General features: G+C 65.9%; 15 protein-coding genes and 1 pseudogene. 7 read left to right on the top strand and 9 right to left on the bottom strand.

Annotated features, from left to right (window positions below):
* A partial coding sequence (locus ACIQ09_RS18470; protein WP_398313250.1) for an IS4 family transposase occupies positions 1–109 on the top strand: 109 nt, incomplete at its 5' end.
* Here the strand turns inward: ACIQ09_RS18470 and speD are convergent.
* The 5 genes from speD to ACIQ09_RS18445 form a co-directional block, all read right to left on the bottom strand.
* Positions 104–481 carry an adenosylmethionine decarboxylase gene (gene speD / locus ACIQ09_RS18465; RefSeq protein ID WP_398313246.1) on the bottom strand — a complete coding sequence of 126 codons (378 nt, stop codon included), beginning with the start codon at positions 479–481 and terminating at the stop codon, positions 104–106. The two genes, ACIQ09_RS18470 and speD, sit on opposite strands and share 6 nt — an antisense overlap.
* Positions 478–627 (bottom strand): hypothetical protein, encoded by a 150-nt coding sequence (locus tag ACIQ09_RS18460; protein WP_398313244.1) that lies wholly within the window; start codon positions 625–627, stop codon positions 478–480. Before ACIQ09_RS18460 ends, speD begins: the two co-directional genes overlap by 4 nt.
* Before the next feature lie 12 nt (positions 628–639).
* Entirely contained in the window at positions 640–2,118 is a 1,479-nt protein-coding gene (locus tag ACIQ09_RS18455; protein WP_398313242.1) for a DUF4178 domain-containing protein, read from the bottom strand.
* Between the two features lie 7 nt (positions 2,119–2,125).
* Positions 2,126–3,142, bottom strand: a complete 1,017-nt coding sequence (locus ACIQ09_RS18450; RefSeq protein ID WP_398313240.1) for an SPFH domain-containing protein — start codon at positions 3,140–3,142, stop codon at positions 2,126–2,128.
* Positions 3,143–3,218: 76 nt separating this feature from the next.
* Entirely contained in the window at positions 3,219–3,605 is a 387-nt protein-coding gene (locus ACIQ09_RS18445; RefSeq protein WP_398313238.1) for a DUF350 domain-containing protein, read from the bottom strand.
* Positions 3,606–3,688: 83 nt separating this feature from the next.
* Between ACIQ09_RS18445 and ACIQ09_RS18440 the strand changes: the two genes are divergently transcribed.
* The 3 genes from ACIQ09_RS18440 to ACIQ09_RS18430 are packed head-to-tail and all read left to right on the top strand — an operon-like array spanning position 3,689 to position 7,742.
* Positions 3,689–5,245: a polyamine aminopropyltransferase gene (locus tag ACIQ09_RS18440; protein WP_398313236.1), complete on the top strand. Its 1,557-nt coding sequence runs from the start codon at positions 3,689–3,691 to the stop codon at positions 5,243–5,245.
* The gene (locus tag ACIQ09_RS18435; RefSeq protein ID WP_398313234.1) at positions 5,245–6,864 is read left to right on the top strand and encodes an NAD(P)-binding protein; all 1,620 of its coding nucleotides are present in this window, start codon (positions 5,245–5,247) and stop codon (positions 6,862–6,864) included. The genes ACIQ09_RS18440 and ACIQ09_RS18435 overlap by 1 nt, the downstream gene beginning before the upstream one ends.
* Before the next feature lie 11 nt (positions 6,865–6,875).
* The gene (locus tag ACIQ09_RS18430) at positions 6,876–7,742 is read left to right on the top strand and encodes an alpha/beta hydrolase (RefSeq protein ID WP_398313232.1); all 867 of its coding nucleotides are present in this window, start codon (positions 6,876–6,878) and stop codon (positions 7,740–7,742) included.
* An 8-nt stretch (positions 7,743–7,750) separates the two neighbouring features.
* Here the strand turns inward: ACIQ09_RS18430 and ACIQ09_RS18425 are convergent, their stop codons facing one another.
* From ACIQ09_RS18425 to ACIQ09_RS18410, 4 genes are all read right to left on the bottom strand, one after another.
* Positions 7,751–10,729, bottom strand: coding sequence for a response regulator (locus ACIQ09_RS18425; RefSeq protein ID WP_398313230.1), 2,979 nt, complete (start codon positions 10,727–10,729; stop codon positions 7,751–7,753).
* Between the two features lie 31 nt (positions 10,730–10,760).
* A complete protein-coding gene (locus tag ACIQ09_RS18420) occupies positions 10,761–11,408 on the bottom strand; it encodes a hypothetical protein (protein ID WP_398313228.1) in 648 nt (215 codons plus the stop codon).
* Between the two features lie 67 nt (positions 11,409–11,475).
* A complete protein-coding gene (locus tag ACIQ09_RS18415) occupies positions 11,476–13,107 on the bottom strand; it encodes an ABC-F family ATPase (RefSeq protein ID WP_398313226.1) in 1,632 nt (543 codons plus the stop codon).
* A gap of 160 nt (positions 13,108–13,267) precedes the next feature.
* A complete protein-coding gene (locus ACIQ09_RS18410) occupies positions 13,268–13,693 on the bottom strand; it encodes a PilZ domain-containing protein (protein WP_398313224.1) in 426 nt (141 codons plus the stop codon).
* A gap of 338 nt (positions 13,694–14,031) precedes the next feature.
* Here ACIQ09_RS18410 and ACIQ09_RS18405 point away from each other — a divergent pair, with 338 nt between their 5' ends.
* The 3 genes and pseudogenes from ACIQ09_RS18405 (at position 14,032) to ACIQ09_RS18395 (ending at position 15,759) form a co-directional block, all read left to right on the top strand.
* On the top strand, positions 14,032–14,670 hold the full coding sequence (locus tag ACIQ09_RS18405) for a choice-of-anchor E domain-containing protein (RefSeq protein ID WP_398313222.1): 639 nt from the start codon (positions 14,032–14,034) through the stop codon (positions 14,668–14,670).
* Between the two features lie 392 nt (positions 14,671–15,062).
* A pseudogene (locus ACIQ09_RS18400) lies at positions 15,063–15,575 on the top strand (choice-of-anchor E domain-containing protein); the annotation flags it as partial.
* Positions 15,576–15,690: 115 nt separating this feature from the next.
* Complete coding sequence (locus tag ACIQ09_RS18395; RefSeq protein WP_398313248.1) at positions 15,691–15,759, top strand: hypothetical protein; 69 nt, start codon at positions 15,691–15,693, stop codon at positions 15,757–15,759.
* The last annotated feature ends 347 nt before the right edge of the window (positions 15,760–16,106 follow it).

Here is a 16,106-nt window from a genome sequence, read left to right as displayed (position 1 = left end):
CCGCAAAGGCGACGGTGAGCCCGGTGTCAAAACCCTCTGGCAGGGCTACACAAGGCTCAGTAGCTTCGTCAGAGGGGTTGAGCAGATGCGCTCGATTCATGCGTTATGAATTGTGTGGAATGGTATGCCTTAGCGCTTCCTGCCGAGTGACGGACGCCGGCTGCAGTGCGGCCTTGATCACCGCCACCGCCCGCTCCGGCCGCGCCGCACCACACATGAACACGTCCACCGCCGCAAACCCGTGCTCCGGCCAAGTGTGGATGCTGATGTGGGATTCCTGCAGCAACAGCACGCCAGTGACACCCTGGCCCGGGCCGAAGGGATGAAAGTGCCCGCCCACCGGCGTGGCGCCGGCCGCCCGGGCGGCTTCGCGCAGCACGGTCTCGATGGCCAGGGGGTCGAGCAGGCGTTCGGCGTCGACGCCATGAAAATCGGCCAGCAGGTGCAGGCCCTTGGGCAGATGGGCTGCGCCGCCGCTCACTTGTGCCCGCCCCCGGATGACCAGCTCCCGGAGCCACTGCCACCACTGCTGCCCCAGCTGCGGCCACCGCTGCGGTCATTGACGTGGTCGAGGTTGAAGATCGTGACCAGGGCCAGCACGATCAACCCGAGATAGATGTAGCCCATCCGTGACATCGTTCAGTCGTCCAGCACGTCGGTGTAAACAGGGAGCCACAGGATGCCGATGGCGATAGCGATCAGCACCCAGCTGTACAAGCCGCCCATGAAGGCAATGGGCACGTTGATCAGCAACACCAACACCGTGAAGATCCAGGCCAGGGGGCGCAGCGTGCTCCGGTCCACCGCGGTGCTGACAGCCGCAAGGGCGTCGAGGGATGCGACGGGCGCCGTGATGCGCCCCTTCTTGCCGAACCAGCCATCCACGGTCGCAGCCGGCACCCGCTGGGCCAGGGACCAGCCCAGCTCGGCCGGGCTGCGCTCGCTGGTGAGGGTGCCGCGACTGCCCCGGTAGTCGGTGATGGAGACGCTGTCGCCCACCTTCACCCGCCAGTTGAAGGCCCCCGCCACCTGAACCACCTGCGCACCGTAGGCCAGCATGCGGGTGTAGGCCGCCCCCTCGTAGCGCACGGCACTGGACGAGACGGACTCCGGCCAGCTATCGAGCACCCGCACCTTGTCCCAGCCCGCCGACGACTCCACCAGCCACAGAAAACCCGCCGCCTCGTTGAACAGCAGGTACTCGACCCACTCTTCCACCTCGCCGATCTCCCGACATTTCATCAGACCGATCAGTGTCCAGGGCTTGCCGTCGATGCTGGCTTCGTCGCCCAGGGACAAGGTGGTGGTCAGCATGGCCTCCCGGCGGCCGGCATCCATGACCTCAGCGGTGCCGGTGGTGGCGTCACTCTCGGTGCCGCAGGCTGGACAGTGGAGGTGGGCCGCCACCGCCGGTCGCCAGGCAATGGCGGTTCCGCAAGCCGGGCAGGCCAGGGTGGCCGCCTTGCCCTTGAGGCGGCCGGCACTGCCGGCAATCTCCTCGGGCGTGCGCAGCAACTGGCAGCGCAGATCCCCCAGGCTCACCGCCTTGCCCGCATAGCGGCGCGGCTGCTCGCCCTCCGAGTAATCGAGGGTGAGAAAGCGCACCCCCTGGCGATAATCCGCCACCTTCGCCTGCCAGCCGGGGCCGACCTGAAAGGGCAGCTCGCCCTCGCCAGCGGTACAGCGTGCGGTGCGCAGATCGGCGGCGGTGAAGGTGGCGCCGTCCCAGGTGTACTGCCCGCCGGGCACGATCTGGCCGAAGGGCGGGGCATCGTCAGCCAGCCCGGCATCGAGGGTCACCGCGTACTGTCCGGAGGCATCCGACAGCCAGCCAGCACTGCCATCGTCGAAGAGGATGTACCACTCGTTCCAGAAGCCGTCCTCGTAACGCAGCTGGATGCGCCCAACCACGCCGAAGGCCTGGCCCGCATACATGCCCGAGGTGGTGATGCGGATGGGGGAATAGTCTTCCAGCACCACCGCCATCTTGCCCGCATCGCGCACCGCGTCGCCCTCCCGCAGCAGGGTGCTGCGGCAGTACTCGCACACGGCCATGGCCGAGGTGGCGGAACGGAAGACGACCTCCGCGCCGCAACTGGGGCAGGCGAGCTTGAACACCCGGCGCTTATCCGATCAGCTTCTTGAGGATCTCCGCCTTGGCGGAATCGTAGTCGGCCTGGGTCACCAGCCCCTTGTCGAGCAGGGCCTTGAGCTTGCCCAGGCGGGCCTCCGGATCATCCACAGCGGCGGCCGGGGCAGCGACCGGGGCCGCCGCGGGGGCCTGGCTGCCGCGCAGAGCGTCCATCATCACCTGCCCCATGCCCACGCCGGCGGCCAGGCCGGCACCCACACCCGCCAGACCGCCCTCGTTCTGGGCAGCCAGGGGCACCGAGTTGGCCACCTGGTACTGGGTGTACTTGCCCAGATCGCCCACCATGCCCATGGAGATGCGGGTGTCGATGGCCTTCTGCAGCTCTTCGGGCAGGGAGATGTTCTCCACCGCGAAGTTGTCGAGCGTCATGCCGTAACGCTCGAAGGTGGGTGTCATGGCCTCGCGCATGCGCTCGGCCAGCAGGACCTGGTTGGCGGCCATGTCCAGGAAGGGCACATCCGAACCGCCCAGGGTGGCGCTCATGGTCGCCACCACCAGGTTGCGCAGCTGCTGCTCCAGCTCGTCCACGGTGTATTCGGCACGGGTGCCGCTGATCTCGGTGAAGAACTTGCGCGGGTCGGCCAGCTTGTAGGAGTACATGCCGAAGGCGCGCAGGCGCACCATGCCGAAATCCTTGTCGCGAAGGGTGATCGGCTGGGGCGTCCCCCATTTGCGCCCCAGCTGCAGGCGGGTACTGAAGAAGTACACGTCGGACTTGAAGGGCGACTCGAAGAGCTTGTCCCAGTTCTTCAGGTAGGTCAGCACCGGGATGGTCTGGGTGGTCAGCTTGTACATGCCCGGCCCGAACACATCGGCCACCTTGCCTTCATTGACGAAAACGGCCATCTGCGAGTCGCGCACAGTCAGGCTGGCGCCGTACTGGATCTCGAAATCCTCCATGGGATAGCGCCAGGCCAGGGTGCCGTCGGCCTCCTCGTTCCACTGGAGGACGTCAATGAACTGCTTCTTGATGAAGGATCCGATGCTCATGCTTGCTCCCGACGTTGTTTGTTCCGGTATTCAGTGACCGCAAGCCCCGGAAACCCGAAGCCGGGGACAGGTGAAGTCACGACATGCAGGCCGCATTCAGGATGCCGACCACCAGCGCCACCGTCCCGGCGAAGGCACCGGCAGCCACGTTGTTGGCGGCCAGCTGCTCGGGCAGGCGTGGTACCAGGCGCCCCAGCAGCACGTAAGTGAGCACCTGTGCCGACAGGCCCGCCACGCTCCAGATCAGGAACAGCTGCAGGCTGTCGTTGTGGAGGATGCTCGAGGCCACCGTGAGGGAGAAGCCGATGACGGCGCCCCCCAGGGACAGGGCGGGGGCAACCACGCCCTGACGGATCAGGGACAGCTCGCAAAAGGGCGTGACCCGCAGGTAGATGCTGGCGAAGACCAGCACCATCAGCAGGCCGGACAGCAGATGCACGACGTAATTGTAGAGCGGCTCCATAAGCGGAATCCTCGGCGACCGGGCCATTATTTAGCCAGCATTCCCCGTGCCCGGCAAGCGCTTTCCGGGTAGAGTCCGCAGCCATGCACCCGCCCGAGAATGCTGCTCCGCCCCCCGCCGGGAACCACCTGCCCGACCGCCTGCTGATCCTGTCGGTTTTTGTCGTGGCCTCCTGCGGCCTCGCCTACGAACTGATCGCCGGCGCCCTGTCGAGCTACCTGCTGGGCGACTCCGTGCTGCAGTTCTCGTCCATCATCGGCTGCTACCTGTTCGCCATGGGGGTCGGCTCGCACCTGTCCAAATACGTGGACGACCGGGACGTACTGGCCCGCTTCATCGACATCGAGCTGCTGGTGGGGCTGATCGGTGGCGTGTCAGCCACCCTGCTGTTCCTGCTCTTCGCCTGGATGGCGGCGCCCTTCCGCACCACCCTGTACGCCCTGGTCTTCCTCCTCGGCGTGCTGGTTGGCATGGAGATTCCGCTGGTGATGCGCGTCCTGCACAGCCGCCAGGCCAGCTTCAGCGAGCTGGTGAGCCGGGTGCTGACCTTCGACTACCTGGGTGCCCTGGCGGTGTCCCTGCTGTTCCCCCTGGTGCTGGCACCCAAGCTGGGCCTGTCGCGCACCGGCTTCCTGTTCGGCATGGCCAACGTGGCCGTGGCCTTGTGGACGCTGTGGTACTACCGCCGGGAGATCCCCCGGCTGCGCAGCCGTCTGACCCGTGGCGTCCTGGTGATGGCCTTCCTGGCCGGCGGCCTGGTGGTCTCCGAAAAACTCACCCACTGGGCCGAGCGCGGCCTGTTCGGCGACGAGGTGATCTTCGCCACCACCACGCCCTACCAGCGCATCGCCGTGACCCGCTGGAAGGACGACACGCGCCTGCATATCAACGGCAACCTGCAGTTCTCCAGCCGCGACGAGCACCGCTACCACGAGGCCCTGGTGCATCCGGCCCTGCAGGCCATGCCCTGGGCACGCTCGGTGCTGGTGCTGGGCGGCGGCGACGGCCTGGCGGTACGCGAAGTCCTGCGCCATGCCCAGGTGGAGCGGGTCACCCTGGTGGACCTGGACCCGGCCATGACCGACCTGTTCACCCGCAACGAATACCTCTCCGGGCTCAACGGACAGGCCCTGTCCAACCCCCGGGTCACGGTCATCAACGCCGACGCCGGCCAGTGGCTGGAGACCCACAGCGAGGTCTTCGACCTGATCATCGCCGACTTCCCCGACCCCTCCAGCTTCGGCCTCGGCAAGCTTTACTCGGTGCCCATGTACCGCCTGATGGGCAAGCACCTGTCGGCGCGGGGGGCGCTGGTGGTCCAATCCACCTCGCCCTGGTTCGCGCCGCGCAGCTTCTGGTGCATCGACGCCACCCTGCGCGAGGCCGGCTTCCACACCCACCCCTACCACGCCCACGTACCCTCCTTCGGCGAGTGGGGCTTCAACCTCGCCACCCGGCAGACGGGCTACACGCCCCCCACCACCTACAGCGTGCCCACCCGCTACCTGGATGCGGAAACCACCCGGCTGATGTTCCAGTTCCCCCCCGACATGCAGCGCCTGCCCGTCGATCCCAATCACCTCAACGACCAGCGCCTGGTGCACTACTTCCAGCAGGACTGGAGCAACGTGGTGCGCTGATGGAGCGACGCGGCTTTCTGCGGGCCGGTGGAGCCGTCGGCGTCGGCCTGGCCCTGCCGGCCTGCCGCCCCCTGCAGGGCCTGGGCATTCCGGTTCGGGTGCACCAGCCGGGTCTGGCCGAGGGGCACCGTCTGCGCGACGCTGGGCCCCTGCCCACCCCCACCCGCGAACTGCGCACCGGCGTGGTCATCCTCGGCAGCGGCGTGGCCGGGCTCACAGCGGCATGGCGGCTCGCCCGGGACGGCCATGACGACTTCCTCCTCCTGGATGGCCCGGAGCCCGACGGGAACGCCGCCGGCGGGCGCTTCGACAGCCCCTCCGGCCCCCTGCTCCACCCCTGCGGCGCCCACTACCTGCCCCTGCCTTCGATGGAATCCCGCGGGGTGCGGGAGCTCCTATTCGAACTCGGCGTGATCGAAGCCGAGCCTTTCTCCGAACGCCCGCGCTTCAGCGAAGCCGCCCTGGTTCACACTCCGGACGAGCGTCTGTACTTCGACGGAGCCTGGCACGAAGGCCTGCTCCCCACCGGGCAGGTGAGTGCAGAGGAGGCCGGGCAGCACCAGCGCTTCCTTGCCGAGGTAGCGGCGCTGACCCAGCGCCGGGGCAGCGACGGGCGGCGCCTGTTCTGCGTACCGAGGGCACTTTCATCCATGGATGCGGATTGGCGCCAGCTCGATGCCCTGCCCTTTCGCGACTGGCTGGTGGCCCGGGGCTACAACGCGCCCAGCCTGCACACCTGGCTCGACTACGTGTGCCGGGACGAATACGGTGCCGGCCCGGAGCACGTGTCGGCCTGGGCCGGCCTGCACTATTTCGCCGGCCGGGGCGGCCACGCGGCCAATGCCGCCGACGGCACAGTGCTGACCTGGCCCGAGGGGCTGGCCTTCCTGACCCGGGGCATGCGCGCCCGGGTGCCCGTCGCCCGGCAGCAAGCCGGTCATGCCCTGCGGGTGGATGAAACCCGGGAGGGCGTGCGCATTCTCTGCCAGGACGCCACCGGCGCCTTCCTGGTCCACGCCCGCCGCGCCATCTGCGCCATGCCCCTGCATGTGGCGGCGCGGGTCATCCCACATCTGCGCGACTACGGTTTCGACCCGGCCCGGCACCTGCCTGCCCAGGCGCCCTGGCTGGTGGCCAACTTCCTGCTGGATGGTTTTCCCGCCGAACCGCCGGATGCCCCGCTGGCCTGGGACAACGTGATCCATGGCAGCCCGGGCCTGGGCTGGGTCGTTTCCACCCACCAGTGGCTGCGGGCCGCCAAGCCTGCCCACACAGTCTTCACCGCCTACCGGGCCCTGGCCGACCGGCCGCCCGCCGAGGCCAGGCGGCAACTGCTGGCCATGACCCCGGATGAACTCCTGGAACTCGCCGCCGTCGACCTGAGACAGGCCTACGGCGCCCTCGAGTTGTGGCGCCGCACCCGCGCTGTGGACATCACGGTGCGCGGCCACGGCATGGCCATTCCGGGCTGCGGCAGCCTCGCCAACCCCGGCCTGGCCGCCCTGCAGGCCGCCGATGGACGCCTGCTCTTCGCCCATGCCGATCTGTCCGGCTATTCGGTTTTCGAGGAAGCCAGCGGGTGGGGCGAACGCGCCGCCCGGTTGGCCGCCAACAGCTAGGAGGAATCGACATGCCCCCCGCCCATGCCCCGCCCCCGGCACGCCGGAAACGGCCCTGGCTGCTCGGTCTGCTGGCCGCCCCGGCGGTCCTGTACGGCGCCCTCCTCGCCGGCATCAGCCTGAAACAGGAAGATCTGCTCTTTCACCCGGAGCCCCTGCCCGCCGGCTTCAGCTTTGCCGGCCTCTACCCGCCGGAGCAGGACGTCGAGGAGATGCGCATCGCAGTTGATGGGGCGGAGCTCGACGCCTTGCTCTTCCGCCAGCCGGAGAGCCGCGGCCTGGTCTTCTACCTGCATGGCAACGCGGGCAATCTGGTGAGCTGGACCCGCAACGTGGCCTTCTACCGACAGCTCGGCTTCGACCTGTTCATGCTCGATTACCGGGGCTTCGGCAGGAGCACCGGCCGCATCGCCAGCGAGGCACAGCTCCATGCCGACGTGCGTGCGGCCTGGGCGCGGGTGGCGCCCGCCTACGCCGGCAAGCCGGTGGTGATCCTGGGCCGCTCCCTGGGCAGCGGTCTGGCCACCCGCCTTGCCGCGGACGTAACGCCGGCCCTGCTGATCCTGGTCACGCCCTACACCAGCGTGGAACGCCTGGCCACCGAACAGTTTCCGCTGGTCCCGGCGGCGCTGCTGAAGTATCCCCTGCGCACCGACCAGGTGATCGGCACGGTGCAGAGCCCGATCCTGATTGCCCACGGCGACGCGGATGAGTTGATTCCCTTTGATCACGCACGCCAGCTGGCGGCGGCCAGCAGCGGGCGGGCAGTGCTGCTGCGGGTTAGCGGCGCCCACCATGATGACATCCACCAGTTCCCGGCCTACCTGGAGGGGCTGTCGCAGAGAATGGATGAGATCGCGAGCCAGTCGGCAAAGTAAGCCGTAAGTCAGGCGCCGCTCGCGGAAACGAAACGGGCGTCACGGGCCGGCTCTTCCGTCAAACCGCCCACAGGAAGTATGCGTACAAGCCCACTGACGATGACATGGAGGTGCTCCTCAATGCTCTTGAGGGCGATCCGGGCCCGACTGTTGTCGGCGGCATGGGCAGCCGCCTCGAGGCGCCCGGCCAGGGCCGACACCTCCGTCATCCCGAGCAGGCCGGCACGCCCCTTGAGCGTGTGGGCGAGGGACGCCACCTGATCCCACGCCCTGTCCTCCACGGCAGCCTTCAACTCCACCGGGCCGTCGGCAAACTGCAGGTGGAACTTCGCCAGAAGGCGCGGGTAAAGGGTCGGGCTGATGCCCGTATCGTTGATGGCACAGCGCGCATCCAGGCCGGGAATATCGTCCAGGCCGGCCAGCACGGCGGAGCCCGCGGCGGCCATGGGCAGATCGGCAAGATCCGGGGCGCCCGGGTAATGCTGGCGCAGCACCTTGTAGAGGTCACTCAGCTCATAGGGCTTGTTGAGGCAGCCATTCATGCCGATGGCCAGGCAGCGCTCCAGCACGGCGCGGCCGCTGTGGGCTGACAGGGCATAGATGGGCAGACCGGCATAGGCGGGCTGGGCACGCAGCTGACGCACTGCCTCGTACCCATCCATGACCGGCATCTGCAGATCCATGAAGACCAGGGCGTAGTAGTCGGGGGGCTGGGCGGCGAGCTGGCCGAGGGCGTCGCGGCCATCCCCGGCGGTGTCCACCTCGACCCCCCAGCGCCCCATCAGGGCGATCGCCACGTCGCGCCCGGTGGCGTTGTCCTCCACCAGCAGGACACGCATGCCGTCGAGGGCGCCGGTGGTCACCCCGCCGCTGCCGGAGCTTGCCACCACGCGCCCCAGCACGGCATCGCACAAGCGACGCAGGGCCCCGGGCAGCACCGGCTTGTCGCAGAAATGCAGGCCGTCCGGATGGATTTCCGGTGTCTCACCCTCAATGGCCCGCGGCATCGACATGAGGACGACATGGCGGGGCGCCAACTCAGGCTGCTGACGCAACACATCCAGTATCTCCCCGCCGTCCCGGTCGGGGAGCGACCAGTCGAGGAAGAGCAGATCGTAGGGCTGCCCATCGTTCCGGGCCGCCTCAAGGCAAGCCAGCACCTCTGCACCACTGCTCACCGCATCCACATCGTCGATGCCCTCGAAGTTGAGGAGATCGATCAGGGCCAGGCGGGCCTCAGGGTAATCGTCGGCCACCAGCACACGCAGGCGCAGTCCGGCCGTGTCCTGCGGACCGGGCGGGTAGCGGTCGTCGCGGGCCAGGGGCAGCAGCACCTGGAACACACTGCCCCGTTTGGGCACGCTGTGCACGCGGACGTCTCCACCCATGAGATCCACCAAGCGGCGCACAATCGCCAGGCCAAGGCCCGTGCCCCCGTACTGCCGGGTGGTGGCCCCATCTGCCTGCACGAAGTCCTCAAAGAGCCGCTCGATCTGGTCGGCACGCATGCCGATTCCGGTGTCCTCGACGATCAGGCTGAGCATGAGGCGCCCATCTTCGGCGATCTGTCCGTCAACCCGCAGCGAAACGTGGCCGGAAGGGGTGAACTTGACAGCATTGGACAGCAGGTTGGCCAGCACCTGACCGATACGCAAAGGGTCACCGACGAGGGCCTCGGCCAGCAGGCTGCCGCTGCCGGGGCGCGCCTCGAAGAGCAGCTCGACCCCTTTTTCCAGGGCGGCCCGCTCGACCAGAAGATAGGCGTTGGAGATAACGTCCTCGAGGCGGAAGGGCACGCTCTCGAGCTCCAGCCGGCCCGCTTCGATTTTGGAAAAATCGAGGATGTCGTTAACCGTATCGAGCAGGCTGCGCCCGGCCATCCGGATCTTTTCGGCGTAATCCCGTTGCCGCGGCGGCAACGGGCTGTGGAGAATCAGCTCGGCCATGCCAATCACCGCATTGAGCGGGGTGCGGATCTCGTGGCTCATGTTGGCCAGGAACATGGACTTGGCCTGGGTCGCCTGCTCCGCCCGGGTGCTGGCCTCCTTCAGCGCGGATTCGATATCCTCCCGCTCGTGGATGTCGCGCTCGATGGCCGTAGCCATGGAATTGAACGCATCCCGCAACACCCGCACTTCCTCCACGCTCCCCTCGCCGGTCACACGCACGTCGTACTGGCCCCGGGCCAGACGGCCCGTCGCCGAGGACATGTCCTCAAGGGGGAGAAGCACCTTGCTGCGCGTAGTACGCAGGCCGAACAACACCAGCAGGGCAGCACTCGCCATGGCCGCGATCACTGCAATAATCCAGTTGCGCAGATGCCGGCGAGCCTCGTCCACCTGACGCCCCGTGCGCTGATCCACCTGCTCCATCAGGCGGGCGACGGCCACTGCGACGCGGGCGTGCTGCTGATCGTAATCCCGCCCGTGCACCAGCTTCACGGCCAGATCCGGTTGGGGCTGCCCATCCGAGACGAAGGCGCGGGTCGCCGGATCGTAGAGCCCCTGGGTCGCCGCAAAGGCCACCTGTTCAAGCTCCTTGAGGGCTTCCGACTCGGCCAGCACCTCTTCCAGGGCCGCCAGCTCGGCCCCCTGAAAACCCAGGCTCACCATGCGCGAACGCATCGACACCCGGGGGCCCTCCGCCTGCGGCTCGAAGCGTGCCTCGCCGGCAATCACGCGATCCCAGTAGCTCGCCGCGCTGCCGTTGTCGACCGCAGGCTTCTCGCCCTCGCGAATCGCCAGAATGGCGTAGTAGTAGGTGAGATAGCGCGTCTCACGGGTTACCACGTAGCTGCGCACCAGACGGCCGAGGGTATCCACCTCGCGGCGGAGTTCGCCCACGAGGTGCAATGCTTCGATGCGCTCGTCCTGAACGGCCTGGGCCCGGTCAAAGGCATCCAGCACCAACAGGGAGATCACCCCGTTGATCGTAACCATCAGCAACAGGGCCGCGGAGAAGATCAGGGATAGCTTGCTGAGTTTCATGGCCGGTCCAAAGCTTACACGGACCGGAACCTCAGGTAGCGTGGCAGGATCTACGGCGACGCACAGATTCACTAAGCAGATCAAGAACGCAGTAGAAGGCCCCCGCCGCCAGGGGCGGATTAGCCACCGGCCAGCCCAGCCCCGGCAGGGCTGCGCGCCAGGTCCAGTTACCCAGCCAGGTGCCCCACAGCTCCATGGCCAGGGACAGCAGGAACATCGTGATATAGAGACGCGGAGCAGGCCCCCGCCACACGCAGACCAGGAACACCGCCAGCAGGGCCGGCCCCATCCAGTCGATGCCAGCCACGGCCAGGGCGCTGACGCCCGCCAGAGCCAGCCATGGGGTCAGGGCAATCACCCGTCCGGGCAGGCGCCCGGCCCACTGCAGGCCCAGCCAGTACAGGAGCACATGCCCCGGCGGCACGAACAGGGGCAGGTTGCCGAATCGATAGTCGTACAAGCCCCATACCAGCGACAGCACCACTTCACCCGCCGTTGCAATGAGCAGGCAGGCCAGCAGGCGCAGGCGCAAAGCTGCCGCCTGGAACATCAGCACGCCGAAGAGCAGCCACACCCAAAGGCTGACCAGCGGCTGCCCCCAGGCCCCGCCGTGGCGATCCACCACCAGCCCCACCAGGATGGTGACGACGACGAGGGCAGGCTGGATGAGAGGTTTCACGGTGGCGTCGGAGCAGCGCCCGAAGGCACGGAAAATCGCGACCCCGACGACGGGGCCGCCGAACCGCTTACTGGATGCCCTGGCTGGACAGGTATTCCTCGTAGGTACCGCGGTAGTCCACGATGTCGCCCGGGCCGCGGATCTCGAGGATGCGCGTGGCGATGGACGACACGAAGGCCCGGTCGTGGGAGACGAAGAACAGGGTGCCGCCGAAATCGGCGATGCCCGAGTTAAGGGACTCGATGGACTCCATGTCCATGTGGTTGGTCGGCTCGTCGAGGAGCAACACGTTCTTGCGCTGGAGCATGAGCTTGCCGAAGAGCATGCGGCCCTGCTCGCCCCCGGAGATCACCTTGACCGACTTCTTCACGTCGTCGCCCTTGAACAGCAGACGGCCCAGGGTGCCGCGGATCAGTGTCTCGGCGTCGTCGCCTTCGTAGCCACCTTCACGCACATAGCCGCTGATCCAGTCAGTGAGATTCTCGCCGCTGGCGAAATCGTCAGCGTGGTCCTGGGCGTAGTAACCGAGCTTGGCCTTCTCGGCCCACTTGATGGTACCGAACTGGGGCGCCAGACCATGCAGGCCGGTGCCCACCAGCAGCTTGAGCAGAGTGGTCTTGCCAATGCCGTTCTCACCGATGATGGCGATGCGGTCGTTGGCGTCGGCGGTGAAGGTGAAGTTCTTGATGATCGGGTTGGCCGGATCGTAGCCGAAGGTGAGGTTCTCGATCTCGACGGCCTGACGGTGCAGCTTTTCCTTCTCGTCGTAGTCGAAGCGGATCCACGGGTACTGGCGGCTCGAGGGCTTGAACTCCTCGATCTTGATCTTCTCGATCTGCTTGGCGCGGCTGGTGGCCTGGCGGGCCTTGGACTTGTTGGCCGAGAAGCGGCGCACGAATTCCTGCAGCTCCTGGACCTTCTCCTTGGCCTTCTGGTTGGCGTTGGACTGGCGCTCACGGGCTTGGGTGGAAGCCTCGATGTAGTCGTCCCAGTTACCGGGCCACACCTGGATGCGGCCGTAGTCCAGATCCGCCATGTGGGTACACACCTGGTTCAGGAAGTGGCGGTCGTGGGAGATGATGATCATGGTGGAGTTGCGCTCGTTGAGCACATCTTCCAGCCAGCGGATGGTGTTGATGTCCAGGTTGTTGGTCGGTTCGTCCAGCAGCAGGATGTCAGGGTTGGCAAACAGGGCCTGGGCCAGCAGCACGCGCAGCTTCCAGCCCGGCGCCACTTCACGCATCAGGCCGCCATGCTGCTCGGTGGGGATGCCCACCCCGTGCAACAGCTCGCCGGCGCGGGCTTCGGCGGTGTAGCCGTCGTACTCGGCAAAGTGACCCTCCAGCTCGGCGGCCTTCATGTAGTCCTCTTCGGTGGCCTCCGGGTTGGCGTAGATCGCATCCTTCTCCTGCATGCACTTCCACATCTCGGCGTGCCCCTGCATCACCACATCGAGCACCCGCACATCTTCGTAGCCAAACTGGTCCTGGCGCAGGAAGGCCATGCGCTCGCCGCTATCCAGGGCCACATTGCCGGCCGAGGGCTCCAGCACGCCAGCCAGGATCTTCATGAAGGTGGACTTGCCGGCCCCATTGGCGCCGATCAGGCCGTAGCGGTTGCCGTCACCGAACTTGACGGAAACGTTTTCGAACAGGGGCTTGGCCCCGAACTGCATGGTGATGTTGTTGGCGATGAGCACGACAGGAATTCCTCAACTTTCGGGGGCCAGGACGGCCTAACGAAAACGCCGGCGCGTGGCCGGCGAAGCTGGTATGGAATTTATCATATCTTTCAAGCACCTGGGCAGATTTCACAGGACCTGCCCGAGGGCCGCGCCAGACCTCGCCCGGCGCCTGGCTCTAGATCAGGGAGGGGCCCGCCACGATCGCCGCCGCCTCCTTCTCGGAGATACGGATGGTGGCCGTGGCAATCACATGCACTGTCAGCCAGTCATGGAGGCTGGTCGCCCCCTCTCCCTCAAAGGAGAGAAAGCGGCAGCCAAAAAGGCCGCCATCTTCGCCAAGTACGAAGTTCATGCCCTCCGCCATGCCGCGGATCTCATCGGGCACGCCGTCAATCTGCAGCACAAAGGGGAAGGGACCGCTGCCGAGGGGCGGCACCCCGGCCGACAGGCTGAAACCTTCCAGCGACAGATCGTTCAGCGGCAGGCGCTGCCCATTGATGACCACCCAGAAGCAAACACTCCCCCAGCGCTTGGCCACAAAGCGCTGACGACGACGACGCTCCTGATGCTCAACGCCTGCATTCCCCTGGTCCTCAGCCATTCAATCACCCCAAACGTCAAATTCACACAATTATACAAATAACCGCAGATCATTCCATCAACTGCCATTTTCAGAACCCAATTCTGAATCCAGAAAAAATATGACCGAAAAATTCATCAAATAAACAAAATCCTCACGCCTTGAATTCAACATGAATTGACAATTCAGTGTCGATGGATTTGACACTTCTTTTTTCCGCCCTTTTGCAGATTTTATAATCCATTGATTTATATAAAACATCTCACTTCGGGCACAGCTCTTGCTCAAAGATACCCAGGCAGCGCCGGCAACACTAAGCTGCCAATGATTTTCACAAATTTCTCACTGGAGTTTCATTCATGAAAAAAATCCTCGCCGCTGCCGTTCTGGCCGCCCTGTCCGTTGGCTCCGCCAACGCAGCTCTGTCCTTCAGCAACGCCGAGCAGACCACCGAGATCAGCCAGAGCGGCTTCCTCGACCTGTTCGACACCAACCTCGGCACCCTGAACAGCGTCACCCTGACGCTGACTGGTGGCATGACCACCACCATCGACCTGTCGAACTCCGCTGCCCAGTCCCAGACTGCTCGCGGCACCGGCACCGTTGACCTGTCCTTCACCAGCTCCCTCGCCGGCCTGGACCTGAGCGCCGTTCTGCTGAACCTGACCGCCACCACCGGCCTCCAGACCCTGGCTCCCGGCGCCAGCGCCTCCTTCGGCCCGCTGACCGATACCGACACCATCGCCCTGACCCCGACCGCCGCCCTCTTCGGCGCTGCTGGCGGCGGCACCTTCTCCATCTCCTGCGAATCGTTCAGCGGCCTGGGCGTCAGCGGCGGCGGCGGCAACGTGGCTGCCAGCCAGACCACCACCGCCGGCTGCGGCGCTTCCATCGCTTACGACTACACCCCGACCACCAACAAGGTGCCGGAACCCGCCTCCATGGCGCTGGTTGGCCTTGGCATGATGGGCCTGGCTGCCATCCGTCGTCGCAAGTAATTCTCCTCGTTTCCCGGCTTCCGGGAAACGCAGAAGGATGGAAAAAGGCCGCCGCAAGGCGGCCTTTTTTTGTCCTGACATTTCTGCGCACCGCCCTGCTGCCGGGCTACCCCTTCCTGCACCCGGTCGTTTCCAACTTGCGCAGCACCCATCCCGCACATCGTCACCGTACTTTCAGCCGTGATCGTTACGACTTAGGAGTCATTCTCCCTCAAAGCACGAACACGAACGCTGCAGGGAATGATAAATTTCCTCAAAACAAGAAAAATTAACCAAAACAACAAATACGAAACACTCCGAAACAACTTGATCAGTCTACCCTCGGTATCTTCAGGGGGTGTCGAAACGAATTCGGCGTGACGCCGGCTGGCGAATGCCGCGCGACTGGCGCCATGACTCAGAAAATGAGGTGCTCCGTGATCAAAACTGTTCTCACTGTGGCAATCGCCGCCTGCGCTGCAGCCGGCCCGGCACTCGGAGCGAGCCTGTCTTTCAGCAATACAGATTCAATGACGCCGATCTCCCAGGACGGCATGCTGGATCTCTTTGACACCAATATCGGCACCCTGAACAAGGCCAGGCTGACCCTGTTCGGCACCGGGAGCAGCAGCTTCATGCTGAGCAACGCCTCCGGCAGCAACCAGACCGTTACCGCCAACTCGATCATCCGGATGTACTTCAGCAGCTCGCTGCCAGGCCTCAATACCACCCTGGACGCGCTCATGCCAGCCCTCCAGTTGCAGGCCTCCACCGGCTCGGTCAGCCTGGCTGCGGGCACGAGCGCCACCTTTGGCCCCCTGGGCAGCAGCGAGGCCCTGACGCTGGATGCGCTGACGCCCAGCCTGTTCGCCCAGGCGGGGGGCGGCAACTTCACCCTGTACTGCGAGAACTCGGACGAAAAAATGCTGGACGGGGGGGGCCGGCACCGTCAGCCTGGGCCTCATCACCCAGGCCAGATGCGGTGCGAAGGTGGAGTACGACTACACGCCCCACACCTTACAAGTCCCGGAGCCCGCCTCCATGGCGCTGCTTGGCCTGGGCATGGCCGGCTTGCTCGTCACCGTCCGGCGCCGCAACCGGCGGGGCTGACAGCAGTGCTCCGGAGCTCAGTCCATGGGCGACGACTCTTTTGGGGTCGAATTTAATGGCTATGTTCGTGTTAGGTATGGAAAGCGTTTTCTCTTCGGCAGGTAAGGCTTGAGCTCTTACTTACGGGCTTTCCGGTGTTTGGCGTTACGTTGGCCGGGAATTCGCCCCGGCGGGCGACCTTCTTTCTTGCTTCGCCAAGAAAGGAGGCAAAGAAGGCGACCCGCCACCCCCGGTCGGCCTGCGGCCGACTGCCCTGCGCTGCTCCCATCAGGCGGCCGGCGCGGAACTCGCCCTTCGGGCTCAGACAGCCGCGCCGGACTTCCCCGCCCGCTGGTGCGCTGCTCGGC

This window comes from Zoogloea sp. (assembly GCF_044344315.1).
In the GTDB taxonomy this organism is placed as follows: Bacteria; Pseudomonadota; Gammaproteobacteria; order Burkholderiales; family Rhodocyclaceae; genus Zoogloea.
This window is presented reverse-complemented; position numbering and strand designations above follow the sequence as displayed.

Excerpts from the sequence above, each read along its gene's own strand:
- ACIQ09_RS18460 (WP_398313244.1), bottom strand. The coding sequence starts at position 627 with ATGGGCTACATCTATCTCGGGTTGATCGTGCTGGCCCTGGTCACGATC.
- ACIQ09_RS18450 (WP_398313240.1), bottom strand. The coding sequence starts at position 3,142 with ATGAGCATCGGATCCTTCATCAAGAAGCAGTTCATTGACGTCCTCCAG.
- ACIQ09_RS18445 (WP_398313238.1), bottom strand. The coding sequence starts at position 3,605 with ATGGAGCCGCTCTACAATTACGTCGTGCATCTGCTGTCCGGCCTGCTG.
- ACIQ09_RS18440 (WP_398313236.1), top strand. The coding sequence starts at position 3,689 with ATGCACCCGCCCGAGAATGCTGCTCCGCCCCCCGCCGGGAACCACCTG.
- ACIQ09_RS18435 (WP_398313234.1), top strand. The coding sequence starts at position 5,245 with ATGGAGCGACGCGGCTTTCTGCGGGCCGGTGGAGCCGTCGGCGTCGGC.
- ACIQ09_RS18430 (WP_398313232.1), top strand. The coding sequence starts at position 6,876 with ATGCCCCCCGCCCATGCCCCGCCCCCGGCACGCCGGAAACGGCCCTGG.
- ACIQ09_RS18425 (WP_398313230.1), bottom strand. The coding sequence starts at position 10,729 with ATGAAACTCAGCAAGCTATCCCTGATCTTCTCCGCGGCCCTGTTGCTG.
- ACIQ09_RS18410 (WP_398313224.1), bottom strand. The coding sequence starts at position 13,693 with ATGGCTGAGGACCAGGGGAATGCAGGCGTTGAGCATCAGGAGCGTCGT.
- ACIQ09_RS18405 (WP_398313222.1), top strand. The coding sequence starts at position 14,032 with ATGAAAAAAATCCTCGCCGCTGCCGTTCTGGCCGCCCTGTCCGTTGGC.